The following is a 25,872-nucleotide window of genomic DNA, read 5'->3' as shown; positions in this document are numbered from 1 at the left end:
CCCGGCGTCAGCCGCGGAGGGCGAGCGCGAACGGGAGCACCGCGGTGGCCCCGGCACGACGGAGGGTGCGCGCGGCGACCGTCATGGTCCAGCGACTGTCGACGAGGTCGTCGACCAGCAGCACGGGGCCCGCTGGCACCTCGAGGTGCGACGCGTCGAAGCGGTCCCACACGCCCGCGAGCCGGAACACGCTGTTCCCTCCCGACTGGCCCGACGGTCCCCCGCCGCGCAGCTCCAGAGCGCCCAGGTACGGCAGTCGCCCGATGTCGGCCAGTCCTCGCGCCAGCGAGTCCACCAGCAGCGGCCGCGACCGCGAGGGCAGGGCGACCACGGCGACGGGCCGCTCCACCCACCCCCACCCGGCGAGCACGCGCACGCACGCCTGCACCAGCCGCGGGGTCACCGCGGCATCGGGGGCGCCCGCGGCGAAGGTGTCGCGCAGTGCGCCGCCCCAGCCCAGATCGGTGAGCCGCGCCAGCGCACGCCCCTCCTCGGCCTGCTCGTCCGCGGGGATGCGGCCCTTGACGGGCACGTCGAGGCGGTCGGCGCCGGTCGGCCAGGCGCGCCGCGGCTCGATCGGCACGCCCACGCGGTCGAGCGACTCCGCCGCCTGCGCGCTGGCCGTCGACGCCACCTCGGTCGGGAACCAGACGCCCGCGCAGGTGTCGCAGCGACCGCAGGGCGCGGCGGTCTCGTCGTCGAGCGCCCGCTGCAGGAACTCCATGCGGCAGCCGTCGGTCCGCTCGTAGTCGAGCATGTGCTGCTGCTCGGCGACCCGCTCGGCGGCGATGCGCTCGTAGCGCTCGGCGTCGTAGGTCCACGGCGCTCCCGTCGCGATCCAGCCACCCTGCACGCGCCGCACGGCTCCGTCGACGTCGAGCACCTTGAGCAGCAACTCCAGCGGCGTGCGGCGGATGTCGACCAGGGCCTCCAGCGCCGGGGTCGAGATCGGAGCGTCGCCGAGCGCGGCGATCACCCGCTCGGCGCGCTCACGGTCGGGCATCGACGCGGTCGCGAAGTAGTGCCAGATGTCGCGGTCCTCGACCCCGGGCAGCAGCAGCACGTCGGCGTTGTCGCTCGCCCGGCCCGCACGGCCCACCTGCTGGTAGTACGCGACGGGCGACGACGGCGCGCCGAGGTGCACGACGAAGCCGAGGTCGGGCTTGTCGAAGCCCATGCCCAGGGCGCTGGTGGCCACGAGCGCCTTGACCTCGTTGCGCTTGAGCATGCCCTCCGACTCGGCGCGCTCCTCGGCATCGGTCTGCCCGGTATAGGCGCGCACCTCATGCCCGTGCTCACGCAGCAGTCGCGCGGTGTCGACGGCCGCGGCGACCGTGAGCGTGTAGATGATGCCGGAGCCCGGAAGGTCGTCGAGGTGGCTCAGCAGCCAGGCCAGGCGGCTGGCCGAGTCGCGCAGGCGCAGCACGCCGAGCCGCAGCGACGTGCGGGCCAGGGGTCCACGGATCGTCAGCACCGGCACGGCTCCCGCACCCGCACCCGCACCCGGTGCAGCGGACGCCACAGCCCCACCGGCCTCCCCGGTCGGCAGCGCTCCGAGCTGCTCGGCGACGTCGGCCACGACGCGGCTGTTGGCGGTCGCGGTCGTGGCCAGGACCGGCACGTCGGTCGGGAGCTGGCCGATCAGGTCGCGCAGGCGGCGGTAGTCGGGCCGGAAGTCGTGCCCCCAGTCGCTGATGCAGTGCGCCTCGTCGATGACGAGCATGCCGAGGCGGGCCACGAGCGCGGGCAGCTGCTGCTCGCGGAAGGCGGGGTTGTTGAGCCGCTCGGGCGACACCAGCAGCACGTCGACCTCGTCGCGCGCGAGCCGCCCCTCCACCTCCGCCCACTCGTGCGCGTTCGTGGAGTTGATCGCCACCGCCCGCACGCCCGCGCGCTCGGCGGCCGCGATCTGGTCGCGCATGAGGGCGAGCAGCGGCGACACCAGCACGGTGGGGCCCGCGCCCTGCCGTCGGCGCAGCAGCGTCGCGACGAAGTACACCGCGGACTTGCCCCAGCCGGTGCGCTGCACCACGAGCGCGCGGCGGCGCCCCTCCACCAGGGCCTCGATCGCCTCGTACTGCCCGTCGTGGAAGTCGACGTCGGCGCGCCCGACCAGCTCGGCGAGGGCGGCGCGGGCGGTGTCGCGGGCGGTGTCGGCGGGTGCGGAGGTCATGTCCTCCACTCTGCCGCACACCGCCGACAGCCCGGTCGTCGCGGCCCGCGATCGGGGGACGGCTGCCGCATGGCGTCTAGCGTGGAGGGATGATCACGCGCGAACTCGCCGTCGCCCTGCGCGATGCGGGACTCACCTGGCACCCCGCGGAGGGCGACCGTTTCCAGCTGGACCTCCCCGACGAGGTGGAGCTGGAGGCCGAGGCCGACGTGTTCACCGTGAGCGGGATGACGATCGAGGCGCGGCAGACCCCCAGCGGCACCGACCTGGCGTTCAACGGCACGACCGAGTGGGCGCTCGATGCGGTGACCCTGGCTGATGCGGTGTGGTTGCCCCGCGAGGATCAGCTGCGCGAACTTCTCCGCGGTACGTTCCGCGCCCTCGTCCGGCTGCCAGACACGTTCCGCGTGGAGATCGAGATCGCCGGGGAGCCGCTGACGTTCGAGCACCCCGACCCCGCAGAGGCCTACGGCCGGGCCCTGCTCGCGCTCGTGTCGCGCTCGCTCTGATCCGGCGCCGGTTGAATACCGACGATCGCTGTGTCAGAATTACCTAACGATCGGTCAGTAAAGAAGGCCGGATGGCGAGGAGTCGACGATGACCAGTCCTGCAGACCTGTCCCTCGTGACGGACGAGGCCTCCGCGGAGGAGCGCCTGTTCGAGGAGCTCATCGCGAACGAGCAGCGCATCGAGCCGCGCGACTGGATGCCGGAGGCATACCGCAAGACGCTCATCCGGCAGATCTCCCAGCACGCGCACTCCGAGATCATCGGCATGCAGCCGGAGGGCAACTGGATCACGCGCGCGCCCAGCCTCAAGCGCAAGGCCATCCTGATGGCGAAGGTGCAGGACGAGGCCGGACACGGGCTCTACCTCTACTCCGCCGCGCAGACCCTCGGCATCACGCGCGACGAGATGATGGACCAGCTCATCTCCGGCAAGGCCAAGTACTCGTCGATCTTCAACTACCCCACCCCCACCTGGGCCGACATGGGGGCGATCGGCTGGCTCGTCGACGGCGCCGCCATCTGCAACCAGGTGCCGCTGTGCCGCGCCTCCTACGGCCCCTACGGCCGGGCGATGGTGCGCATCTGCAAGGAGGAGTCGTTCCACCAGCGGCAGGGCTTCGAGATCCTCCTCACCCTCATGCGCGGCACGGAGGAGCAGCGGCAGATGGCGCAGGACGCCGTGGACCGCTGGTACTGGCCGAGCCTGGCGATGTTCGGCCCGCCCGACGACCAGTCCCCCAACTCCGCGCAGTCGATGGCCTGGAAGATCAAGCGCTTCTCCAACGACGAGCTGCGCCAGCGCTTCGTGAGCATGCTCGTGCCCCAGGCCGAGATCCTCGGCGTCACCCTGCCCGACCCCGATCTGCGCTTCGACGAGGAGACCGGCCGCTACGAGATGGGCGAGATCGACTGGGACGAATTCTTCCAGGTGCTGCGCGGCAACGGACCGTGCAACGCGGAACGGCTGGAGCGCCGCCGCACCGCCCACGAGGAGGGCGCCTGGGTGCGCGAGGCCGCCGCCGAGTACGCCCGCAAGCAGGCCCTCAAGACGAAGGCGGTCGCGTGATGGCCACCCCCGGCGCCGACGAGCGCGAGCCCTGGCCCCTGTGGGAGATCTTCGTGCGCGCGAACCGCGGCCTGAGCCACGTGCACGTCGGCTCGCTGCACGCGCCAGACGCCGACATGGCGATCCGCAACGCCCGCGACCTCTACACGCGGCGCGGCGAGGGCGTGTCGATCTGGGCCGTGCCGGCCGACGCCATCACCACCAGCGACCCCGACGCCAAGGGCGCCTACTTCGAGAGCCCGGCCGGCAAGAACTACCGGCACGCGGTGTACTACACCGCCTCCGAGGGGGTGCCGCACCTGTGAGCGCGCAGCAGCACGGGCACACCGACGTGCACGGAACCGACGTGCACGGAGACGTCTCGGTCGACGAACTGCGGCTGAGCGAGGAGCTGGCGGGCGCCGGCACCACCGCGACCAGCGCCGACCTCGCCGAGTACGCGCTCTGGCTGGGCGACGACGCCCTGATCCTGTCGCAGCAGCTCGGCGCGTGGATCTCCCGCGCGCCGGAGCTGGAGGAGGACGTGGCGCTCGGCAACATCGCCCTCGACCTGCTCGGGCACGCCCGCTCGTTCCTGCACTTCGCCGGATCCTGGGACGGCCGCTCCGAGGACGACCTGGCCTACTTCCGCGACGAGCCCGAGTTCCGCAGCGCCTGGATCGTGGAGCAGCCCAACGGCGATTTCGCCCAGACCATCGCGCGGCAGTTCGTCGTGTCGGTGTACCTCGTGGATCTGTACGCCGCCCTGCGCGCGAGCTCGGAGCCCACGTTGGCGGCGATCGCGGAAAAGGCCCTCAAGGAGGTCGACTACCACCGCGACCACGCCGTGCAGTGGGTGCTGCGGCTCGCGGGCGGCACGGACGAGTCTCGCGCGCGGATGATCCGGGCCCTGACCGACGTGTGGCCGTATGTCGACGAGCTGTTCCGCGACGAGCCGCTCATCGATCGACTCGGCGACGCGGCCGTGCGCCCCTCCGCGCTGCGCCCGGGGTTCGACGCGGTCGTGGACACCGTGTTCGCCGAGGCCGACCTCGCCGTCCCCGCCGTGTCGGCGTCGTCGGCGGGCGGCCGCCGCGGCGCTCATGCGACCCCGCTGGGCCACCTCCTCGCCGAGATGCAGGTGCTGGCGCGACGGCACCCGGGGGCGTCGTGGTGACCGGCACAGCGGCCGGGTCGCGGGCCGAGGCGTGGCGGATCGCCGCGGCCGTGCCCGATCCCGAGGTGCCCGTGCTCACGATCGAGGACCTCGGCGTGCTGCGCGCGGTCGAGGTGCACGGCGACACGGTGCGGGTCGACATCACCCCGACGTACAGCGGCTGCCCGGCGATGGACACCATCCGCGACGACGTCGTGCTGGCGCTCACCGCGGCGGGCTGGGCGCAGGTCGAGGTGCGGCTCGTGCTGTCCCCCGCGTGGACCACCGACTGGATGAGCGACGCCGGCGCGCAGAAGCTCCGGGAGTACGGCATCGCCCCGCCCAGCGGCCGCGCCGCGGTGTCGTCGGGGCCCATCCGGCTCGCGCTGAGCGTGCGGTGCCCGCGCTGCGGCTCGCTCGACACCCGTGAGGTGTCGCGCTTCGGCTCGACCTCGTGCAAGGCGCTGTACGAGTGCCGCGCGTGCCTGGAACCTTTCGACCACTTCAAGGTGCACTGATGTCGCTGTTCTCCCCCGCGCGGGCGACGCCGCCCGCGGCCGCCGCACCCGCCTCCCGCGAGCGCACGCGCGCCCGGTTCCACACGCTCGAGGTCGAGGACGTGCGTCCGCTGACCGAGGATTCCGTCGAGGTCACCTTCACGGTGCCGCCCGAGCTCGCCGACGACTACGACCATCTGCCGGGCCAGTACGTGGCGCTGCGCACGACCCTCGACGGCGAGGAGGTGCGGCGTTCGTACTCGCTGTGCCGCGCTCCCGAGCACCGCACCGACGGACGGCCGACGCGCCTGAGCGTGGCGGTCAAGCGCGACGAGGGCGGGCTCTTCTCCACGTGGGCGCAGACGGGTCTGCACCCCGGCTTCCGCATCGACGTGATGAGCCCGCAGGGCACCTTCACCTCGGGGCTCGACGACCTCGACCAGAAGCACGTGGTGGGCATCGCCGCCGGATCGGGCATCACTCCGCTGATGGCTCTCGCGCACACCGTGCTGACGCGGTCGCGGACCTCGCGGTTCACGCTGCTGTTCACGAACCGCTCGACCCTCGACGTGATGTTCCTGGAGGACCTCGCCGACCTGAAGGACCGCTACCCCACCCGGCTCACGCTGCATCACGTGCTGTCGCGCGAGCAGCGCACGGCCCCCGTGCTGTCCGGCCGCCTCGACGAGCCCAAGCTGCGCACGATCCTCGGATCGCTGATCGACCCCTCCGATGTGGACGAGTGGTTCCTGTGCGGGCCGCTCGCGCTCGTCGACCTGTGCCGCGCGGTGCTCGCCGACGTGGGCGTGCCGCGCGAGCACATCCGGTTCGAGCTGTTCACCACGGGTGACGAGCCGGTGCGGGCCGCGCGCCCCGTGACGGTGAGCGCCGGGGAGAAGACGGTGCGCATCGAGGTGAACCTCGACGGCGTCTCCTCGACGGTGGAGAGCCCCGTGGCGGCACGCGAGTCGGTGCTCAACGCGGCCCTGCGGGTGCGCCCCGACGCCCCGTTCGCGTGTGCGGGCGGCGTGTGCGGCACGTGTCGCGCGCGGGTGATCGAGGGCAGCGTCACCATGACGGAGAACTACGCGCTGGAACCCGACGAGCTCGAGCGCGGCTACGTGCTGACGTGCCAGTCCCACCCCACGAGCGACCGCCTGGTCGTCGACTACGACGTCTGATCCGGAGGGCCCCATGATCGACCTCACCATCGCCGACGACGTCGCCACGGTCGTGCTGAACGCGCCCGCGAAGCTCAACGCCCTCGACGAGACCGCGCTGGACGAGCTCGACGCCGCCTACGACGCGGCGGAGGACGCCGGGGTGCGGGCGCTCGTGCTGCGCGGCGAGGGCAGGGCGTTCTGCGCCGGTCGCGACATCTCGGCGGTCGACCCGCGCGACGACGATGTGCTCGGCTACCTCGGCGGCGCGGTGACCCCGCTGCTGCAGCGCATGGCGCGGTTCCCCGCACCGACGTTCGCGGTCGCGCACGGGGCCTGTCTGGGCGTCGGACTCGGACTGCTGATCGCGACCGACGTGGTGTACGTGGCCGAGTCCGCGAAGATCGGCTCCCCGTTCGCGGCCCTGGGGGCCACGCTCGACTCCGGTGGTCACGCGCTGTTCCTCGACCGGCTCGGCGCGCACAAGACGCTCGACCTCATCTATACCGGGCGCCTGATGAGCGGAACCGAGGCCGTGCAGTCGGGCCTGTTCTCCCGCGTGTTCCCCGACGACGAGGTGGTGTCGGCGACCGCGGAGGCCGCCGCCGCTGCCGCCCGGGGCGCCACGGCAGCGTTCCTGGCGAGCAAGGAGCTCGTGGCGCGGATCCGCGACGAGAAGCTGACGCTGTGGGACGCGGTCGGCATCGAGAACGCGGCGCAGGCCGCCCTGTGCGACACCGACGACTACCGCGAGGGTTTCGCCGCGTTCCAGGAGAAGCGCAGGCCGCAGTTCCGCGGGCGCTGAACGAGCGCCCCCGCCCCGGGGCGGGCGGTGTCAAGCTCCTTCCGCGGTGTCCGCGGCCGGTGGCATGATGCGGGGATGCTGCTCTCCGAGCTCGTCACCACAACCGAGAAGGTCGCGTCCACCTCGTCGCGCCTCGCCAAGATCGACGCGATCGCCGAGCTGCTGCGCGGTGCGGACGAGGCCGTCGTGCCCGCGCTCGTGGGTCTCCTGCTCGCCTCCCCGCGGCAGGGGCGACTGGGGGTGGGCTGGCGCGGGCTGTCGTCGCTCGACATCGCCCATGCCGCGGAGTCGAGTCTCACGATCGCCGAGGTCGACCACGCGTTCGAGGAGCTGTCCACCGCGTCGGGCGCTGGCTCCGCCGGCGTCCGCAGCGACCTCCTGCGCGCCCTGGCCACGCGGTCCACCGCCGCGGAGTGGGACTTCCTCGCCAGGGCCATGCTGGGCGAGCTGCGCACGGGGGCGCTCGGCGGCGTGCTGCTCGACGCGATCGCCCGGGCGTCCGATCAGCCCATCGGCCTCGTGCGACGCGCGGCGATGCTCTCGGGCGACCTCGGCGAGACCGCCCGTCTGGCGCTGACCGGAGACGAGGGCGCGCTGGAGGAGGTCGGGCTCCGGGTGGGCCGCCCGGTGCTGCCGATGCTGGCGGCGACCGCGGCCACGCCCACCGCCGCGCTCGAGATTACGGGCCGCGCCTCCGTGGAGTACAAGCTCGACGGCGCCCGCATCCAGGTGCACCGGCACGGCGACGACGTGGGCATCTACACCCGCAGCCTCGCCGACGTCACGCACCGCCTGCCGGAGATCGTCGAGATCGTGCGGGCGCTTCCCGCACACGACGTGATCCTCGACGGCGAGACGCTGTCGCTCGACGAAGACGGCGGGCCGCGACCGTTCCAGGAGACCATGTCGCGGTTCGGGGCCGACGCCGCGCGCGAACTCGCCCTGCGACCGTGGTTCTTCGACGTGCTGCACCTCGACGGCCGCGACCTGCTCGACGAGCCGCTGTCCGTGCGCCAGGAGGTACTCGCGGCCGTCGCGGGCGACTGGCGCATGCCGGGCATCGTGACGGACGACCCCGAGGCCGCCGAGCAGCTGTCGCGCGAGGCCCTCGCGGCCGGACACGAGGGCGTGGTGGTCAAGGCCGTCGACGCCCCCTACGCCGCCGGCCGCCGCGGCAAGTCCTGGGTCAAGGTGAAGCCCGTCCTCACGTACGACCTGGTCGTGCTCGGGGCCGAATGGGGCTCCGGCCGACGGCGCGGGTGGCTGTCGAACCTGCACCTCGGCGCCCGCGATCCGGAGGGCGAGTTCGGCGACCCCGGCTCGTTCGTGATGGTGGGCAAGACGTTCAAGGGCCTGACCGACGCGCTGCTGGAGTGGCAGACCGAGGAGTTCCCGGCGCACGAGTCGCATCGCACCGCATCGACCGTGTTCCTGCGACCGGAGCTGGTGGTGGAGATCGCGATCGACGGCGTGCAACGGTCGCCGCGCTACCCGGGTGGACTGGCGCTGCGGTTCGCCAGGGTCAAGCGCTACCGCGACGACAAGACCCCGGCCGAGGCCGACACGATCCAGACGCTGCGGGCGCTGCTGCGCGGCTGAGTCAGGCGGAGGGCGCGAGGCCCTCGTCCTCCTCGCGCACGGTGCCCTGGAACGACCACGGGAAGTTGATCCACAGATCGGTGTCCTTCCAGGCGTAGTCGGGCTGGATGATCGTGGAGGGCTTGGTGTAGATCGTCACCGACCGCACGTCGGCGCCCTTGTCCTTCAGCAGCTGCACCGCGAGGGCGAGGGTGCGGCCGGAGTCGGCCACATCGTCCACGAGCAGCACGCGGCGACCGTCGAGGTACGCCATGTCGAGCTCGGGCGGCAGCACCTCGGGGGCGTCGAGCACCGTGCCGATGCCGGTGTAGAACTCGACGTTGATCGCGCCGCAGTTCTTCGCGCCGAGGCCGTAGGCGATGGCACCGGCGGGGAGAAGTCCCCCGCGGGCGATGGCCACGACCACCTCCGGCTCGAAGCCGCTGGCGAGGATGCTCCGCGCCAGGTCGCGCGTCGCCGCGCCGAAGCCGTCCCAGGTGAGCGTCTCGCGCTCGATCGCCGCATCCGTCATCGGTCCATTCTCGCGCATCCGCGAGGCAGGAGCCGCCGCTAGACTGGGCTGGTCCGGCCCGGCCGGTGCCTGAAAAAGAGGCACGAAGCGCTTCGCGATGTCGCGGAGGCGAGACACATACGGATCCCGCAGTCCCTCCGTCCCTGTCTCTCGAAAGGCACCCCCATGCCCACGGTCTCCGCGCACGTCGCCCTCACCCTCGCCCAGCACGTCGATGCCGTCTTCGGGGTGATGGGCAACGGCAACGCCTACTTCCTCGACGCGATCGAGAAGCACACCGACGCCGTCTTCACGGCCGTGCGGCACGAGCAGGGCGCCGTGGTCGCCGCCGACGCGCACTTCCGCGCCTCCGGGCGCATCGCCGCCGGCACCTCGACCTATGGCGCGGGCTTCACGAACACCATCACGGCGCTGGCCGAGGCCGTGCAGGCGCACGTCCCGCTCGTGCTCGTGGTGGGCGACGAGCCCACGTCGGGCCCCCGCCCGTGGGACGTGGATCAGATCGCGCTCGCCTCGGCCGTCGGCGCCCGCACCTACACCGTCGGCCGCGCGGACGCCGCGGCGACCACGGTCATCGCGGTGGAGCACGCGCTGACCTACCGTGTCCCGGTCGTGCTCGCGATCCCCTACGACGTCGCAGCCCTGGAGGCCGGCGACGTCCCGGCGGCGCCCGCGCCGCGGCTGCCCGCTCCCCTCGCGCCCCGTGGCGAGTTCGCGGAGGGCATGCTCGACGAGATCGCGGAGGCGCTGCGCGGCGCCGAGCGTCCGTTCCTCCTCGCCGGCCGCGGCGCGTGGCTCGCCGGAGCGGGCGCCGCCCTGGGCGAGCTGGCCGCCCTGACCGGTGCGCTCACCGCCTCGTCCGCGCTCGGTCGCGGCGTCTTCCCCGAGTCGCGGTACGACCTGGGCGTGACGGGCGGGTTCGGTGCCGACGGGGCCATGCAGCTCGTGCGCACGGCCGACGTCGCCGTGGTCTTCGGTGCCTCGCTCAACCAGTTCACGATGCGGTTCGGCGAGCTGTTCGCCCCGGGCACGCGGGTGTTCCAGATCGACGTCGCCCCGGCCGCGACGCACGCCCACGTCGGCGGGTTCGTGCGGGCCGACGCGCGGCTCGCCGCCGAGGCGCTCGTGACACGGCTCACCGGCGCCACTCCCCCGACCGCCGGGGACGACCTCGGCGACGAGAGCCGGCACTCCGGCACCGGCTCCGCGGCGGAGCACGCGACGCCGACCCGTCCGTGGCGCGAGAGCGTCGATGTCGCAGCCGCGCGCACGTACGACGCCGGTGACGAGCTCGCGCCAGACGGACGCCTCGACCCCCGCTCGGCCGCGCGCCGCATCGCCGAGCTGCTGCCGGAGGACCGCGTGGTGGTGTCGGACGGCGGGCACTTCATCGGCTGGGCGAACATGTACTGGCCGGTCGCGGCGCCCGACCGCATGATGATGGTCGGCACGGCTTTCCAGTCGATCGGTCAGGGCTGGCCGAGCGTGGTGGGCGCCGCCCTGGCCCGCCGGGACTCGACGATCGTGCTGACCTCGGGCGACGGTGGCGGGCTGATGGCGATCGCCGACCTGGAGTCGGCCGTCCGCGCCGCGGGTGGCCGCGGGCTGGCGGTCGTGTGGAACGACGCGGCCTACGGCGCCGAGGTCAACCTCTACGGCCTGAAGGGACTCGCCGAGGCGCCGATGCGCATCCCCGAGGTCGACTTCGCGGCGTTCGGTGCCGCGGTCGGGGCGGAGGGGCTCGTGGTGCGCACGCTGGCCGACCTCGACCGGCTCGCCGCGTGGACCGCCGAGGACCCGGCGACGCGCCGCTTCCTCGTCGTCGACCTGCGCATCTCCGGCGGCGTGATCGCCCCGTATCAGCAGGAGATCATCCGCGTGAACTCCTGACCGGGCCCGCCGCTAGGCTCGCCCCATGACGGATGCCCCCGAGATCCTCCGCTTCAGCGCGTTCGCGGCGACGCCGGACGGCGGCAACCCCGCGGGGGTGGTGCTCGACGCCGGAGGCCTCGACGATGCGGAGATGCAGCGGATCGCGGCCGACGTCGGGTACTCCGAAACCGCGTTCGTGACCGGCGCCTCCGACGACGGGGCACGGCTGCGGGTGCGGTACTGGTCGCCGGCCGCGGAGGTCCCCTTCTGCGGTCACGCGACGGTGGCGACGGCGGTGGCACTGGCGGAGCGCGACGGCCCGGGCACGGTGGTGTTCGAGACGGCCGCCGGTGCCGTGACGATGGAGTCGTTCGCCGACGCGGACGGGCAGGTGACGGTGTCGTTCACGAGCGTCGAGCCGCAGGTGCGCGACCTCGACCCGGCGGTGCGCGACCGGCTGCTCGGACTGCTCGGGATGACCGCGGACGACGTCGACCCCCGCTTCCCCGTGCGGGAGGCGTTCGCGGGCAACTGGCACCCGATCGTCTTCGTCGCCGACCGTGAGCTGTTCCACCAGTTCCGCTTCGCCCCGGCCGCGGTCGCCGCCCTCATGCGCGAGCAGGGCTGGCTCGGCACGGTGACCGTGCTGCACGCCGAGGATCCGGCCGACATCGAGGCCCGCAACCTGTTCCCGGTCGGGCGCATCACGGAAGATCCGGCGACGGGTTCCGCGGCGGCCTCGGTCGGCGCGTACCTGCGCGCCCAGGGCTTCCCCGGCGACAGCGTGCGCATCCGCCAGGGCGCCCATGTCGGACGCCCCAGCGAACTGCGCGTGGCCGTGCCCGCGACGGGCGGCATCCTCGTCTCCGGCGGCGCGGTGCGGATCGGGTGACGCCCTCTCCCCGCCCGGCGCGCTTCGAGCGTTCAACGTGCTGTCGAGGGCACGGGTCGGCCGCGCGGGCGTCCCGTGCCCCCGGCGCGATCCCGTGCACGCGCCGAGACGCGCGTGCCCCTCAGCCCTGCGCGCTGTAGTCCGGGAGCTCCTGCAGGGTCCAGGTGTTGCCGTCGGGGTCGTCGAACGACACGAACCGCCCCCAGTCGAGCTCCTGCACCCCGCGCGCCTCGACGCCGAGGCCGCGCAGATGAGCCAGCGCCTCGTCGGCATCCGGCACGACCACCTGGATCGAGTTCTGCTGCCCGGGCTCCAGCGCGACCCCGAGGCCCGTGCCGAACGCGATCGAACAGGCCGACCCGGGCGGCGTCATCTGCACGAACCGCAGCCCCTCCGTCGGCGTGTGGTCCCAGTCGGCGTGGAAGCCGACCCTCTCGTAGAACTCCTTCGACCGGTCGACGTCCGACACGGGCACGAAGATGAGCTCGATCTTCCACTCCATCACGCACTCCTCCTGTCCGGGCTCCCTCGCCCGTCGCGGCTCACGGTACGCCGGGGCACCGACACCCGCCACCGCCGCGGCAGGGTCCGCGTCAGATCCAGCCCTTGTCCGAGGCGATGCGCACCGCCTGCGCCCGGTTGACCGCACCGGTCTTGCCGATCGCAGCCGACAGATGGTTGCGCACCGTGCCCGCCGACAGGAAGACCTCCGCGGCGATGGCGGCGGCGGATCGGCCATCCGCGGCGAGCCGCAGCACCTGTCGCTCCCTGTCGCTGAGTGGATTCGCCCCGTCGAACAGGCTCTCCTCGGCGAGCGCGGGGTCGAGCACCCGCAACCCGGAGTGCACGCGGCGCACGGCCTCGGCGAGATCCTCCGCGGGAGTGTCCTTCACGATGAAGCCGCTCGCGCCCGCGTCGAGGGCCGACCGCAGATACCCGGGCCTGGCGAACGTGGTCACCACGAGCACCCGCGTGCCCGGGCTGACCTCACGAATCCGCCGCGTCGCCTCGACCCCGTCCACGCCCGGCATCTGGATGTCCATCAGGCACACGTCGGGACGCACCTCGGCCGCCAGCCGCACCGCCTCCGCTCCGTCCGACGCCATGCCGCTCACGGTCAGGTCGGCCTCCAGGTCGAGCAGGGCCGCGAGCGCGCCGCGCACGAGAGCCTGATCGTCCGCGATCAGCAGCCGGATGCTGTCGCCCGCTCCCGTGTCCGCGTTCACCACGTCACCTCCACCCGCGTGCCCGACGCCCCCGCGGGTCCGATCGAGAACGACGCTCCCGCGGCCGCGGCGCGCTCGCGCATCCCGCGGACGCCGTTGCCGTCGACGGCGCGGGAGGCGCAGCCGATGCCGTCGTCCTCCACGACCACCCGCCCCGGCGCGAGCAGCACCCGAACCGTGTCGGCTCGCGCGTGACGCAGGACGTTCGTGGTCGCCTCGCGCAGGATCCAGCTCGCGGTGATGGCCTGCGCGGGCGAGAGCGCCTCGGGCCCGCCCGTGGTCTCGAGCCGGATGTCGGCCGCGCGCAGGGAGTCCCCCGTCGCGGCGAGCTGCTCGATCAGCGTGGTCGCACGCGCCCCCGAGACGGTCTGCCGCACGCCCGCGATGGCTTCCGCGGTCAGGCGCTCGATGTCGGCGAGCTCGGCCCGCGCCCGCTCGGGGTCCGTGTCCATCAGGCGTCGCGCGAGCTGGGCCTTGAGGCCGACGACGGTCAGCGAGTGGCCGATGAGGTCGTGCACGTCGCGTGCGACCGCCTCGCGCCCCTCGCTCGTCGCCAGCTCCAGTCCGAGGCGCTCCGCCTCGGCAGAGCGCAGGATCAGCCAGGTCGACACCGTGTTGACGACCCCGAGCAGCGCCACGATCGCCAGGACTGACGCGTACGTCAGGTTGCCGGGGATGAGCAGCACGCACCCCGCGGCGACCACGACCGCCGCCACGGTCGCGATCCAGTGCCACACCCGGGTGAGGCCGTACGACGCGAACGACATGATGAACGGAAGGAAGCTCAGCGCCGAACCGCCGACCGCCGGCACGGTCACGAGTGCGCACGCGATGAGCAGCGCGAAGGTGATCCACTGGCGCGGCGTCGGGGGCCGCCCGAGCCCTCCGCCGCCGCGCATGCCGTGCAGGAACCCCGTGACGTACAGGACGATGAAGGCGACGAGCGCCACCCAGCCGGTGACGACCCACCCGAGCGGTGCGGTCGAGTGCAGCAGGGCGATCACCGGGTACACCAGGAACACGAGCCAGATGACGGCCATCAGCCATCCGAACCGTGCCCACGGCTCCTTCCCGGAGCGGTCCGCGGCGCCGGGAGGCGGCGACGCGACCGGAGCTCCGGCCGCGCCGGACCGGACGGTGTCGCGGGAGGCTCGGGGGCTGCCGGAGCGCTCCCGCTGCGTGCGCTGCGTCATCCGTCCAACCTACTGTCGGCCGGCGCGGGTCACTGCCGAGCCCGCGAGCGCCGCATGCCCATCGCGACCAGCACCGCGAACACCGCGAGCCACACGGCCACGTTGAGGAAGAGCATCCACAGCGGGTCGGTCTGCCCGGTCGTGAGCACGCCCTCGGTGAGCGGCCAGCGGCTCAGCGCGACGAAGCCGTACAGCGGCGTGAAGCGCGCGATGTCGAGCATCACGCCGTCGAGCGGCATGAACACGTTGCCGAAGAACGCGAAGAACGTCATCGAGATGGACGCGAGGGCGGCGGCCGAGTCGGAGCTGAAGAACAGGCCGACACCGAGACCGAACAGCCCGTACATGAGGCCGATGCCGAGGATGATGCCGGCGGTCGCGGCCCAGCGCCACCCGTCCTCGACCTCCGCGCCGGTGAGCATGCCGGCGACGAACACGGCCACGAGGGCCAGAGCCGCGAACGACACCGCGGTCAGCAGCTTCGTGAGCGCGTACCCCGCCGTGGTGAGCGGGGTCATCGCCAGCTGGCGCCCCCACCCCTGCTTGGCCTCGGTGGCGGCGAGAGACGTGAGCGAGCTCATCGCGACCGCCGTGCCGTAGGCGGCCATCGACGTCATGACGTAGAAGGAGACGTTGCCGTTCCCCGCGGACAGGGTGCCGTAGCCCATGCCCGCCCCGAAGAGCAGATACATCGCGACGGGCATCGCCAGGGTGAACGCGAGGGTGTACGGGTTGCGCAGCTGGCGGACGCCTTCGATGCGCAGCATGGTGGGTGAGACGAGCATGGTCAGTCCTCCGTGAGAGCGGTGAAGGCGGTCTCGAGCGTGGGCGCGGCGATCTCCAGGTCGTGCGCACCGCCGTCGAGCAGGATCCGGGCGGCCGCGTCGGAGTCGGTCGCGCGCAGGCTGAGGCGGTCCCCGTCCTGGCGCACCCCGGTCACGCCCTCGGCGGCGGCCACCGCGGCGAGGAGCGCCTCCGCGGTCCCCGGGGCGACGGTCGCGGCGACCGTGCGCTCCCCCAGGCTCGCGCGCAGCAGGGCGGTGGGGGCGTCGGCGACGACGGTGCCCCGGTGCATCACGACGGTGCGGCGGGCGAACTGCTCCGCCTCCTCCAGGTAGTGCGTGGCGAACACGATCGTGCGCCCGGCGTCCGCGTCGGCACGCATCACGTCCCAGAAGTGCCGGCGCGCGGTGACGTCCATCCCCGCGGTCGGCTCGTCCAGCACGAGGATGTCCGGGTCGGACACCATCGCGAGGGCGAACTTCACGCGTTGCTGCTCTCCCCCCGAGCACTTCGCGACCCGGCGGCGCGCGAGGCGCGTGAGGTCGGCCCTGGCCATCACGTCGCCCACCCGCGCGAGCGCCTCTCCGCCGTGCAGCGAGGCGATGAGGCGCACGGTCTCGCCGACGGTGAGGTCGCCCAGCAGCCCGCCGGTCTGCAGCACCGCGCCGATCGCTCCGCTCGCGGTCGCCCGCTCCGGGGTCATGCCGAGGACCTGCACCGTCCCGCTGCTGGGGGCCGTGAGGCCGAGCAGCATGTCGAGCGTCGTGGTCTTGCCCGCGCCGTTGGGCCCGAGCAGTGCGACGACCTCACCGCGGCGGATCGACAGGTCAACGCCGTCGACGGCCTGCACGCGGCGGTCGCCCGAGCCGTAGTGTCGGCGCACGTCGCGCAGCTCCAGCACGATCGGGGCGTCCGCGCGAGCGGCCGCGGGTTCGGTGTCGGGTCCGGGTGCCGGGCGAGGGGCGACCCGCATCGCCATCGCGCCCGCAGAGGTGTCGTTCATGCCTCCAGCCTCGCGTCCGCCCGGCCGCGGCGCCGGAGCCCGGTGTCATCTCCTCGACATGACACGTGTCATGCGGCGGACCTCAGCGCGCGGGGAGGAAGGCGCCCTCCAGGAAGCCCTCGAGCTCCGCCACCCCGTCGAGCGGGAAGATCGCGGCCACGTACTGGTCGGGGCGCACCACGACCACGACGCCGTCGCGGGACAGCTCGCGCGCCTCGAAGATGTCCGTCGCGCACCACTTGCTGGGACCGGCGGCGTACACCTTCTCCCAGTCGGTGAGCCCGAGGGGACCCGTCTTCGGCTGGAACAGCGCGGGGGCCGAGGTCACCTCGACCTCCTCGAACGGCTGCGGGTACACGGCCTTCACGTCGAACACCGCGTCCTCGTCGCCGTCGGCCGGAGTGAACCGCGCGAACACGGGTGCCGCGGCCTCGGCCCAGGCCGTGAGCGCCTCGCCCGTCCGGTCGCCGAAGGCGTAGACGCGCCACCGGCCGTCGGCCTTCGCGTGGTGTCCGAGGTGCACGACGTTGCCGTCCCCGACCCGCACGACCTCGGCGGACTTGAAGCGCTTGCCCAGCGGATACCCGACCGCGAGCTCCTGATGCGCATCGGTGCCCGTGATCATGGAGCCCGTGTACTGCGTCATGAACCCGGAGGGGAACTCGGCCGTCGCGAGGTAGTACGTGGCCAGGTCGTTCGGGTCGGAGATCTCCTCGGGCTTGCGCGCCATGAGGCTCGACCACTCGCGGTCAAAGTCGATCAGCTGCTGCGCGACCGGCCGCCGCTCGGCGCCGTACGTGGCGAGCAGGGACTCGGGCGCGCGGCCGGTGAGCACGGAGCCGAGCTTCCAGCCGAGGTTGAAGCCGTCCTGCATCGAGACGTTCATGCCCTGGCCGGCCTTGGCGCTGTGCGTGTGGCAGGCGTCGCCGGTGAGGAACACGTGCGGCGTCCGCGACTCGCCCTCGTCCACGTCGTCGAAGCCGTCGGTCACGCGGTGCCCGACCTCGTAGACGCTGTGCCAGGCGACCTCGCGCACGTCGAGCGTGTAGGGGTGCAGGATCTCGTTCGCCCTGCGGATGATCTCCTCGATGGGCGTCTGGCGCACGCGGTGGTCGTCGTCGGCGGCGACCTCTCCCAGATCGATGTACATCCGGCTGAGGTAGCCGCCCTCGCGCGGGATGTGGAGGATGTTGCCCGCGGCCGAGTTGATGGCGCACTTGGTGCGCCAGTCCGGGAAGTCGGTGTTGACGAGCACGTCCATGACGCCCCAGGCGTGGGCGGCGCTGGCGCCGACGTGCGTGCGGCCGATCGCCTGGCGCACACCGCTGCGGGCGCCGTCGCAGCCGGCGACGTACTTCGCGCGGATCGTGCGCTCCTCGCCGGCGCGGTCGCCCGCGACGTAGCGGATCCCGACCTCGACGGGGTACTCGCCCTCGTCGTGCACGGTGAGCCCCGTGAACTCCACGCCGTAGTCGGGCGTGATGCGGCCAGGCCCGTTCGCCGCGGCCTCGGCGAAGTAGTCGAGCACGCGCGCCTGGTTGACGATCAGGTGCGGGAACTCGCAGATGTCGTAGGCGTAGTCGGCGGTGCGGGAGGTGCGCACGATGCGATCGCGGTGCTCGGGGTCGGGACCCCAGAAGTTCATCCAGCCGATGTTGTAGGCCTCGGCGATGATGCGCTCGGCGAACCCGAACGCCTGGAAGGTCTCGACGCTGCGCGGCTGGATGCCGTCGGCCTGGCCGAGCACGAGTCGCCCCTCGCGCTTCTCGATGAGGCGCGTGGAGACGTCGGGGTACCGCGACATCTGTGCCGCGAGGAGCATACCGGCGGGGCCGGACCCGACGATGAGCACGTCGATCTCGTCGGGGAGGTCGGCGGGGCGGTCGGTGCCGATCCCCGCGGCGTCCTGCACGCGGGGGTCTCCGGACACGTAGCCGTGGTGGTGGAACTGCATCGTCGTCGATTCCTTCCGGACGTCGCTGTCGGGTGTCGCTGTCGGGTGCTGCGGGGTCTTGCGTCCGAGACGAGCGTGTTCTATATTCGAACACACCGTTCTACTATTGAACACAGCCTAAACCGGCGCCGCGCGCGCCGCAAGGAGCCGCATGTCCGAGAGCCCGACCGCCGCGCCCGCCTCGCAGACGCTCAGCCGCGGGATCCGCATCCTGGAGGTGCTGTCCGACGCACGCCATGCGCTCACGATCGACGAGATCGCCGCGCGGCTCGACGTGCACCGCTCGATCGCCTACCGCCTCCTGCGCACCCTGGAGGACCACGGGCTCGTCAACCGCGACGCGGCGGGCGCCGTCAGCCTCGGCGCACGCATGGCCGCCCTCGCCGCCGGCGTGGCGCACGACCTGCAGGCCGAGGCGCTGCCCGAGCTCACCGCGATCGCCAACGAGCTCTGCATGACGTGCTTCCTCGCGGTGCTCGACGGCACCGACTGCATCACCCTCGCGAGCGTCGAGCCGCGGCACGCGGTGGCCAGCGTCGCTCAGCGCCCCGGCGCCCGGCACCCGGTGACGGTGGGCGCCCCCGGCAAGGCGATCCTGGCGCAGCTCCCGGTCACCGAGCGGCCGGACGGCATCTCCCCCGCGCTGCGACGCGAGGTCGAGGCCGCCGCGGAGCGCGGGTACGCCACGAGCCACGACGAGGTCATCCCCACCGTGCAGGCCGTCGCCGTGCCGCTGGTGCTGCGCGGGCAGCGCCCGTGCGCGATCGCCGTCGTGCACGTGGCGACCGACCTCGACGACGCCGACATCGCCGCCCGCCTGCAACGCTCCGCCGCCGTGATCCGCGAGGCCCTCGACGGCTGATCCCACCCGGGGCTCACGCCCGCCGCATCCTCGGATCGATCGCCGCGCACCGGCGCGCGATGGCGCCCTCGCCCCGCGAGGGAGAACGCACGGCACCGGCGCGCGAGCGAGAACGCACGGCACCGCGCGCGCGAGCGAGAACGCACGGCACCGGGCACGCGCGAGAGGGCGCACCGCACCGGCCATGCGAACGGGCGCCCCGTCGCCGTCCGGCAACGGGGCGCCCGCAGGATCGATCCTCGGCGTCAGGCCTTCGCGAGACCGCGGATCGGGCTGACCGCCTGCTCCTCCTCGTGATCCGGCCCCAGCGGGATGCCGGAGCGGTCGCGCAGCAGGAGCGTCGCGATCAGACCCAGCAGGGTCATGCCCACGAGGTACCAGGTGACGCCCGCGGTCGAACCGGTCTCCGCGACGATCGCGGTGGCGATCAGGGGCGCGAACGCGCCGCCCGCGATGGCCCCGATCGCGTACGAGATCGAGACGCCGGAGAAGCGGATGCTCGCCGGGAACAGCTCGGTGTAGAGCGCGGCCTGCGGACCGTACGTGAAGCCGAGCCCGATCGTGAGGATCGCGAGCCCGGCGAACAGCAGGCCGATCTCGCCGGTGTTCACGAGCGGGAAGAGCGTGAACACGCCGACCAGCTGCAGCACCCAGCCGATGAGGTAGGTGGTGCGACGGCCGAGGCGGTCGGACACCCAGCCCGCCAGCAGCGTCGTGAGCAGCCAGGTGACCGCCGAGCCGGTGACGGCCCACAGCACGGGTCCGCGCTCGAGGCCGATCGGGCCCTCCGGGTTGGTGGCGTAGCCCTGGATGTAGCCGCCCGTGGTCATGTAGCCGACCGCGTTGTTGCCGGCGAAGACGAGCGCCGCGATGATCACGAGCAGCGCGTGCTTGCGGAACAGCTGCACGATGGGCATCTTCGCCTTCTCCTTGCGCTCGGCGAGCTCGGCGAAGACCGGGCTCTCCTCCACGCGGCGGCGCACGTAGTAGCCGACGAGGATCAGCACCACGCTGAGCAGGAACGGCACGCGCCAGCCCCACGCGAGGAACTGGTCGCCGGGGGCGATCGCCGTCATGAGCGCCATGACGCCGGAGGCGAGCAGCAGTCCGAGCGGCACACCGATCTGCGGCGAGGCGCCGAAGATGCCGCGCTTCTTGCGCGGGGCGTGCTCGACGGCCATCAGCACTGCGCCGCCCCACTCGCCACCGGCCGAGATGCCCTGCACGATGCGCAGCAGCACGAGCAGGATCGGTGCCATCACGCCGATGGTCTCGTAGGTCGGCAGCACACCGATCAGCGCGGTCGCGGCGCCCATGAGGATGAGCGTCCACATGAGCACGGCCTTGCGCCCGAGCTTGTCGCCGAAGTGGCCGGCGAGGAACGCGCCGAGCGGACGGAACAGGAAGCTGACGCCGACCGTGGCGAAGCCGACCAGGGCGCTGTTGGCGCCGAGCGGCGCGAAGAAGAGCTGTCCGAAGACGAGCCCGACCGCCGTGGCGTAGATGAAGAAGTCGTACCACTCGACGGTGGTCCCGACGACGGTGGCGAACACGACGCGGCGCCGATCGGCCGCCGTCGCGATGGTTCCGGTGGGCGTGAACCCATCCTGTGACTGCCCGCTCATGGGGTGTCTCCTTTGCTTGTGACCGCATTGTCACGGCGTGCGCGGACGTGAATCCGATGTGCTTGCCGAGGGGTGACACGATGATATATGATTTCGGATACGACGCACAACGCGTCCGACACGACATGCACCGAGCGCGAGGAGGCGCCCCCGTGACGGAACCCATCACCCGCCCCGGCAAGATCATCGCGATCCACCTGAGCTACGCGTCCCGCGCCGACCAGCGCGGCCGCCGCCCCGCCGCTCCCTCCTACTTCTTCAAGCCCGCCAGCTCGGTCGGCGTCTCCGGCGGCACGGTCGAGCGCCCGGCCGGCACCGAGCTGCTCGCCTTCGAGGGCGAGATCGCTCTCGTGATCGGCACCACGGCGCGCCACGTCTCGCTCGCCGATGCGTGGGACCACGTCGGCGCGGTCACCGCGTCGAACGACCTGGGCCTGTACGACCTGCGCGCGAACGACAAGGGCTCCAACGTCCGCTCCAAGGGCGGCGACGGCTACACGCCCCTGGGCCCCGAGCTCATCGACGCCCGCACGGTCGATCCCGCCGCTCTCCGCGTGCGCACCTGGGTCAACGGCGAGCTCCGGCAGGACGACACCACCGCCGGACTGATCTTCCCGCTCCCCCAGCTCGTCGCCGACCTGTCGCAGCACTTCACCCTCGAGCCCGGCGACGTGATCCTCACCGGCACCCCGGCGGGCTCGTCCGTGATCGTGCCGGGCGACGTGGTCCAGGTCGAGGTCGACGCGCCGGACGCGCCCGGCGCTCCGAGCTCCGGCCGCCTGGTGACCACGGTGACGCAGGGCGAGGTGCCGTTCGACGGCGACCTCGGCTCCCTTCCCGCCGTCGACGACCTGCAGCGCACCGAGGCCTGGGGCTCCCGCGAGGAGGCGGGCCTGCCGCCGGAACAGGACACACCCACGCTCACGCCCGAGCTGCGCGCCCAGCTGCTCGAGGCTCCGACCGCCGGGCTGTCGGCTCAGCTGCGCAAGCGCGGCCACCACTCCTGCTTCATCGACGGCGTCTCGGCGAACCTCCCCGGCACCAAGATCGTCGGCACCGCGAAGACGCTGCGCTTCGTGCCGTTCCGCGAAGACCTGTTCCGTTCGCACGGTGGCGGCTACAACGCCCAGAAGCGCGCGTTCGACGCGGTCGCCGAGGGCGAGGTCATCGTGATCGAGGCCCGGGGCGACGCCACCACCGGCACGCTGGGCGACATCCTCGCGCTGCGGGCGCAGAATCGCGGGGCCGCGGGTGTCGTGACCGACGGCGGCGTGCGCGACTTCGACGCGGTCGCCGAGATCGGGCTCCCCGTGTTCTCGCAGGGCGCGCACCCCTCGGTGCTCGGCCGCAAGCACGTGCCGTGGGACGTCGATGTGACCATCTCGTGCGGCGGCGCGACCGTGCAGCCCGGCGACATCATCGTGGGCGACGGCGACGGCGTGATCGTGATCCCGCCGGCTCTGGCGGCCGAGGTCGCCGCCGACGCGATCGCGCAGGAGGTCGAGGACGCCTGGATCGCCGAGCAGGTCGCCGCCGGCCACCCGGTCGACGGCCTCTTCCCGCTGAACGCCGAGTGGCGCGCCCGCTACGAGCAGGCCACCGGGGCCGGGAAGGACCAGCGGTGAGCACGGTCGAGAGCGCGAGCAAGTCGGAGCAGGCGTACGCCTGGATCCGCTCGCGCATCTCCGCACACACCTACGGCCCTGGCTACCGCCTGGTGCTCGGCCCGATCGCCGACGAGCTGGGCATGAGCGTGGTGCCGGTGCGCGAGGCCATCCGCCGACTGGAGGCCGAGGGGCTCGTGACGTTCGAGCGGAACGTGGGCGCCCGGGTGACCCTGGTCGACGAGGGCGAGTACGCCCACACGATGCAGACGCTCGGGCTGGTGGAGGGCGCGGCGACCGCGCTGTCCGCTCCCCTGCTCGACGCCGACGCCCTCGCCGAGGCCGCCGAGGTCAACGACCGCATGGCCCGGCTGCTCGACCACTTCGACCCGCACGCGTTCACGGAGCTGAACCGCCAGTTCCACTCGGTGCTGTTCGAGCCGTGCCCCAACCCGCACCTGCTCGACCTCGTGCACCGCGGCTGGGCCCGGCTGTCCGGCATCCGTGACTCCACGTTCGCCTACGTGCCCGGCCGTGCGCACCACTCCGTGGACGAGCACGCCCAGATCCTCGAGCTGATCCGCGACGGCGCCGAGCCGCTGGAGATCGAGCTCGCCGCCCGCAACCACCGCTGGCGCACGAGGGACGCGTTCCTCGATGCGCTGCACACCCGTTCCGTCCCCGCCGAAGGAGAAGCATCATGACCGACTCCCGCATCCCCGCCGACCTGCCCGACCACATCCAGCACTACATCGACGGCTCCTTCGTCGACTCGGTCGACGGCGACACGTTCGACGTGCTCGACCCGGTGACGAACCAGACCTACACCACGGCCGCCGCCGGCAAGAAGGCCGACATCGACCTCGCCGTCGCCGCCGCCAAGCGCGCGTTCGACGAGGGGCCCTGGCCGCGCATGCTCCCCCGCGAGCGCTCGCGCGTTCTGCACCGCATCGCCGACATCGTCGAGTCGCGCGACGCCCGCCTCGCCGAGCTGGAGTCGTACGACTCGGGTCTGCCGATCACGCAGGCGCTGGGTCAGGCCCGCCGCGCCGCCGAGAACTTCCGCTTCTTCGCCGACCTGATCGTGGCGCAGGCCGACGACGCGTTCAAGGTGCCCGGCAAGCAGATGAACTACGTCAACCGCAAGCCGATCGGCGTCGCCGGGCTCATCACCCCGTGGAACACGCCGTTCATGCTCGAGTCGTGGAAGCTGGGTCCCGCGCTCGCGACCGGCAACACGGTCGTGCTGAAGCCGGCCGAGTTCACGCCGCTGTCCGCCTCGCTGTGGGCGGGCATCTTCGAGGAGGCCGGGCTGCCGCAGGGCGTGTTCAACCTCGTCAACGGCCTGGGTGAAGACGCGGGTGACGCCCTCGTGAAGCACCCCGACGTGCCGCTCATCTCGTTCACGGGCGAGAGCCGCACCGGGCAGATCATCTTCGGCAACGCCGCTCCGTTCCTCAAGGGACTGTCGATGGAGCTCGGCGGCAAGTCGCCCGCCGTGGTGTTCGCCGACGCCGACCTGGAGGCCGCGGTCGACGCGACCATCTTCGGCGTCTTCTCCCTCAACGGCGAGCGCTGCACCGCCGGGTCGCGCATCATCGTCGAGCGGTCGATCTACGACGAGTTCGTGGAGCGCTACGCCGCCCAGGCGAAGCGCGTGAAGGTGGGCTACCCGCACGACCCCGCGACCGAGGTCGGCGCGCTCGTTCACCCCGAGCACTACGACAAGGTGATGAGCTACGTCGAGATCGGCAAGTCCGAGGGGCGTCTGGTCGCCGGTGGCGGCCGCCCCGAGGGCTTCGAGGAGGGCAACTTCGTCGCGCCGACCGTGTTCGCCGATGTCTCCCCCGACGCCCGCATCTTCCAGGAGGAGATCTTCGGCCCGGTGGTCGCCATCACCCCGTTCGACTCCGACGAGGAGGCGCTCGCGCTCGCGAACAACACCAAGTACGGGCTCGCGGCGTACATCTGGACCAACGACCTCAAGCGCGCGCACACGTTCGCGCAGTCGGTCGAGGCGGGCATGGTGTGGCTGAACAGCAACAACGTGCGCGACCTGCGCACCCCGTTCGGCGGGGTGAAGGCGTCGGGCCTCGGCCACGAGGGCGGCTACCGCTCGATCGACTTCTACACCGACCAGCAGAGCGTGCACATCACGCTCGCCTCCACGCCCCACAACCCGACCTTCGGCAAGAACTGACACCCGTCGCACGAGCAAGGACGCTGACATGACCGACAAGACCAAGAAGACGCTGACCTCCTCGGGGTACTACGTGAGCCAGGAGGCTCCGATCGAGTCCGACAACCCCGTCGCGACGCCGAAGAGCACCCCGCCCGACATCCTGCGCTGCGCGTACATGGAGCTCGTGGTGACCGACCTGGCCGCCTCGCGCCAGTTCTACGTCGACATCCTCGGCCTGTACGTGACCGAGGAGGACGACGAGGCCATCTACCTGCGCTCCACCGAGGAGTTCATCCACCACAACCTGGTGCTGCGCCAGGGCCCGATCGCCGCGGTGGCCGCGTTCTCGTACCGGGTGCGTTCGGCCGAGGACCTCGACCGCGCCGTGGAGTTCTACACCGAGCTCGGCTGCGACGTGCGCCGCAAGGAGGACGGGTTCGTGAAGGGCATCGGCGACTCCGTGCGCGTGGTCGACCCGCTCGGCTTCCCGTACGAGTTCTTCTTCGCCACCGACCACGTCGAGCGCCTGTCCTGGCGGTACGACCTGCACACCCCGGGTGAGCTCGTGCGCCTCGACCACTTCAACCAGGTCACCCCGGACGTGCCGCGCGCCGTGCGCCACTACCAGGACCTCGGCTTCCGCGTGACGGAGGACATCCAGGACGACGAGGGCACCGTGTACGCCGCGTGGATGCGCCGCAAGCCCACCGTGCACGACACCGCCGCGACCGGCGGTGACGGCCCGCGCATGCACCACGTCGCCTTCGCGACGCACGAGAAGCACAACATCCTCGCGATCTGCGACAAGCTCGGCGCGCTCCGCCGCTCCGACGCGATCGAGCGGGGCCCCGGCCGTCACGGCGTCTCGAACGCGTTCTACCTCTACCTGCGCGACCCCGACGGCCACCGCGTCGAGATCTACACGCAGGACTACTACACGGGCGACCCCGACAACCCCGTGGTCACGTGGGACGTGCACGACAACCAGCGCCGCGACTGGTGGGGCACCCCGGTCGTGCCGTCCTGGTACACCGACGCGTCGCTCGTGCTCGACCTCGACGGCAACCCGCAGCCGGTCGTCGCCCGCACGGACTCCAGCGAGATGGCGGTCACGATCGGCGCCGACGGCTTCTCGTACACGCGTGCCGACGAGGGCGAGGGCTCGATGCCCGAGTACAAGCAGGGCGAGTACAAGCTGGGCCACCAGCTCTAGGGGGCACG

Annotated in this window: 24 protein-coding genes; 15 read left to right on the top strand and 9 right to left on the bottom strand. The window is 72.4% G+C overall.

From position 1 onward, the window contains the following. Positions 1 to 7: 7 nt before the first annotated feature. Positions 8 to 2,173 (bottom strand): DEAD/DEAH box helicase, encoded by a 2,166-nt coding sequence (locus tag ACFWCH_RS10505; RefSeq protein ID WP_378803499.1) that lies wholly within the window; start codon positions 2,171 to 2,173, stop codon positions 8 to 10. A gap of 89 nt (positions 2,174 to 2,262) precedes the next feature. Here ACFWCH_RS10505 and ACFWCH_RS10500 point away from each other — a divergent pair, with 89 nt between their 5' ends. From ACFWCH_RS10500 to ACFWCH_RS10465, 8 genes are all read left to right on the top strand, one after another. Further along, a complete protein-coding gene (locus tag ACFWCH_RS10500; RefSeq protein WP_136030270.1) occupies positions 2,263 to 2,682 on the top strand; it encodes a pilus assembly protein CpaE in 420 nt (139 codons plus the stop codon). 88 nt (positions 2,683 to 2,770) lie between these two features. Continuing rightward, on the top strand, positions 2,771 to 3,748 hold the full coding sequence (gene paaA / locus ACFWCH_RS10495) for a 1,2-phenylacetyl-CoA epoxidase subunit PaaA (RefSeq protein ID WP_136030268.1): 978 nt from the start codon (positions 2,771 to 2,773) through the stop codon (positions 3,746 to 3,748). Then, positions 3,748 to 4,053, top strand: coding sequence for a 1,2-phenylacetyl-CoA epoxidase subunit PaaB (paaB, locus tag ACFWCH_RS10490; RefSeq protein ID WP_042539384.1), 306 nt, complete (start codon positions 3,748 to 3,750; stop codon positions 4,051 to 4,053). The genes paaA and paaB overlap by 1 nt, the downstream gene beginning before the upstream one ends. Next, positions 4,050 to 4,904 (top strand): 1,2-phenylacetyl-CoA epoxidase subunit PaaC, encoded by an 855-nt coding sequence (gene paaC / locus ACFWCH_RS10485; protein WP_378803498.1) that lies wholly within the window; start codon positions 4,050 to 4,052, stop codon positions 4,902 to 4,904. Before paaB ends, paaC begins: the two co-directional genes overlap by 4 nt. Further along, entirely contained in the window at positions 4,901 to 5,401 is a 501-nt protein-coding gene (gene paaD, locus ACFWCH_RS10480) for a 1,2-phenylacetyl-CoA epoxidase subunit PaaD (RefSeq protein WP_136035818.1), read from the top strand. Before paaC ends, paaD begins: the two co-directional genes overlap by 4 nt. After that, positions 5,401 to 6,561, top strand: coding sequence for a 1,2-phenylacetyl-CoA epoxidase subunit PaaE (gene paaE / locus ACFWCH_RS10475; RefSeq protein WP_136030008.1), 1,161 nt, complete (start codon positions 5,401 to 5,403; stop codon positions 6,559 to 6,561). The genes paaD and paaE overlap by 1 nt, the downstream gene beginning before the upstream one ends. A 13-nt stretch (positions 6,562 to 6,574) precedes the next feature. After that, entirely contained in the window at positions 6,575 to 7,345 is a 771-nt protein-coding gene (locus ACFWCH_RS10470) for an enoyl-CoA hydratase/isomerase family protein (protein WP_378803497.1), read from the top strand. Positions 7,346 to 7,420: 75 nt separating this feature from the next. After that, positions 7,421 to 8,944, top strand: a complete 1,524-nt coding sequence (locus tag ACFWCH_RS10465) for an ATP-dependent DNA ligase (protein ID WP_378803496.1) — start codon at positions 7,421 to 7,423, stop codon at positions 8,942 to 8,944. 1 nt (position 8,945) lies between these two features. Here the strand turns inward: ACFWCH_RS10465 and ACFWCH_RS10460 are convergent, their stop codons facing one another. Continuing rightward, complete coding sequence (locus ACFWCH_RS10460; RefSeq protein WP_136035815.1) at positions 8,946 to 9,455, bottom strand: phosphoribosyltransferase; 510 nt, start codon at positions 9,453 to 9,455, stop codon at positions 8,946 to 8,948. Positions 9,456 to 9,620: 165 nt separating this feature from the next. Here ACFWCH_RS10460 and ACFWCH_RS10455 point away from each other — a divergent pair, with 165 nt between their 5' ends. Together ACFWCH_RS10455 and ACFWCH_RS10450 are read left to right on the top strand one after the other, a co-directional pair. Next, entirely contained in the window at positions 9,621 to 11,345 is a 1,725-nt protein-coding gene (locus ACFWCH_RS10455) for a thiamine pyrophosphate-binding protein (RefSeq protein WP_378803495.1), read from the top strand. Between the two features lie 25 nt (positions 11,346 to 11,370). Then, positions 11,371 to 12,219, top strand: coding sequence for a PhzF family phenazine biosynthesis protein (locus ACFWCH_RS10450; RefSeq protein ID WP_247981371.1), 849 nt, complete (start codon positions 11,371 to 11,373; stop codon positions 12,217 to 12,219). A 121-nt stretch (positions 12,220 to 12,340) separates the two neighbouring features. Here ACFWCH_RS10450 and ACFWCH_RS10445 read toward each other — a convergent pair whose 3' ends face one another. The 6 genes from ACFWCH_RS10445 to ACFWCH_RS10420 form a co-directional block, all read right to left on the bottom strand. After that, complete coding sequence (locus tag ACFWCH_RS10445; protein WP_136045970.1) at positions 12,341 to 12,721, bottom strand: VOC family protein; 381 nt, start codon at positions 12,719 to 12,721, stop codon at positions 12,341 to 12,343. A gap of 91 nt (positions 12,722 to 12,812) precedes the next feature. Then, on the bottom strand, positions 12,813 to 13,448 hold the full coding sequence (locus ACFWCH_RS10440; protein ID WP_136028503.1) for a response regulator transcription factor: 636 nt from the start codon (positions 13,446 to 13,448) through the stop codon (positions 12,813 to 12,815). Next, positions 13,442 to 14,638: a sensor histidine kinase gene (locus ACFWCH_RS10435; RefSeq protein WP_378803494.1), complete on the bottom strand. Its 1,197-nt coding sequence runs from the start codon at positions 14,636 to 14,638 to the stop codon at positions 13,442 to 13,444. Before ACFWCH_RS10435 ends, ACFWCH_RS10440 begins: the two co-directional genes overlap by 7 nt. A gap of 29 nt (positions 14,639 to 14,667) precedes the next feature. Further along, positions 14,668 to 15,423, bottom strand: a complete 756-nt coding sequence (locus ACFWCH_RS10430; RefSeq protein WP_136028501.1) for an ABC transporter permease — start codon at positions 15,421 to 15,423, stop codon at positions 14,668 to 14,670. Positions 15,424 to 15,425: 2 nt separating this feature from the next. Further along, positions 15,426 to 16,424 carry an ABC transporter ATP-binding protein gene (locus tag ACFWCH_RS10425; protein ID WP_378803493.1) on the bottom strand — a complete coding sequence of 333 codons (999 nt, stop codon included), beginning with the start codon at positions 16,422 to 16,424 and terminating at the stop codon, positions 15,426 to 15,428. Positions 16,425 to 16,506: 82 nt separating this feature from the next. Next, the gene (locus ACFWCH_RS10420; protein WP_378803492.1) at positions 16,507 to 18,378 is read right to left on the bottom strand and encodes an FAD-dependent monooxygenase; all 1,872 of its coding nucleotides are present in this window, start codon (positions 18,376 to 18,378) and stop codon (positions 16,507 to 16,509) included. A 151-nt stretch (positions 18,379 to 18,529) separates the two neighbouring features. Here ACFWCH_RS10420 and ACFWCH_RS10415 point away from each other — a divergent pair, with 151 nt between their 5' ends. Beyond that, positions 18,530 to 19,240 (top strand): IclR family transcriptional regulator, encoded by a 711-nt coding sequence (locus tag ACFWCH_RS10415; RefSeq protein ID WP_378803491.1) that lies wholly within the window; start codon positions 18,530 to 18,532, stop codon positions 19,238 to 19,240. A 245-nt stretch (positions 19,241 to 19,485) separates the two neighbouring features. Here ACFWCH_RS10415 and ACFWCH_RS10410 read toward each other — a convergent pair whose 3' ends face one another. Continuing rightward, the gene (locus ACFWCH_RS10410; protein ID WP_136036963.1) at positions 19,486 to 20,865 is read right to left on the bottom strand and encodes an MFS transporter; all 1,380 of its coding nucleotides are present in this window, start codon (positions 20,863 to 20,865) and stop codon (positions 19,486 to 19,488) included. Between the two features lie 125 nt (positions 20,866 to 20,990). Here ACFWCH_RS10410 and ACFWCH_RS10405 point away from each other — a divergent pair, with 125 nt between their 5' ends. The 4 genes from ACFWCH_RS10405 to hpaD are packed head-to-tail and all read left to right on the top strand — an operon-like array spanning position 20,991 to position 25,864. After that, a complete protein-coding gene (locus ACFWCH_RS10405) occupies positions 20,991 to 22,490 on the top strand; it encodes a fumarylacetoacetate hydrolase family protein (protein WP_378803490.1) in 1,500 nt (499 codons plus the stop codon). Further along, entirely contained in the window at positions 22,487 to 23,173 is a 687-nt protein-coding gene (locus ACFWCH_RS10400) for a GntR family transcriptional regulator (protein WP_136033966.1), read from the top strand. Before ACFWCH_RS10405 ends, ACFWCH_RS10400 begins: the two co-directional genes overlap by 4 nt. Next, positions 23,170 to 24,669: a 5-carboxymethyl-2-hydroxymuconate semialdehyde dehydrogenase gene (hpaE, locus tag ACFWCH_RS10395; protein WP_136033965.1), complete on the top strand. Its 1,500-nt coding sequence runs from the start codon at positions 23,170 to 23,172 to the stop codon at positions 24,667 to 24,669. Before ACFWCH_RS10400 ends, hpaE begins: the two co-directional genes overlap by 4 nt. 28 nt (positions 24,670 to 24,697) lie before the next feature. Continuing rightward, complete coding sequence (gene hpaD, locus ACFWCH_RS10390; RefSeq protein ID WP_136036961.1) at positions 24,698 to 25,864, top strand: 3,4-dihydroxyphenylacetate 2,3-dioxygenase; 1,167 nt, start codon at positions 24,698 to 24,700, stop codon at positions 25,862 to 25,864. Positions 25,865 to 25,872: the final 8 nt, after the last annotated feature.

This window comes from Microbacterium sp. NPDC060132 (assembly GCF_042729675.1).
Lineage (GTDB): Bacteria > Actinomycetota > Actinomycetes > Actinomycetales > Microbacteriaceae > Microbacterium > Microbacterium sufflavum.
This window is presented reverse-complemented; position numbering and strand designations above follow the sequence as displayed.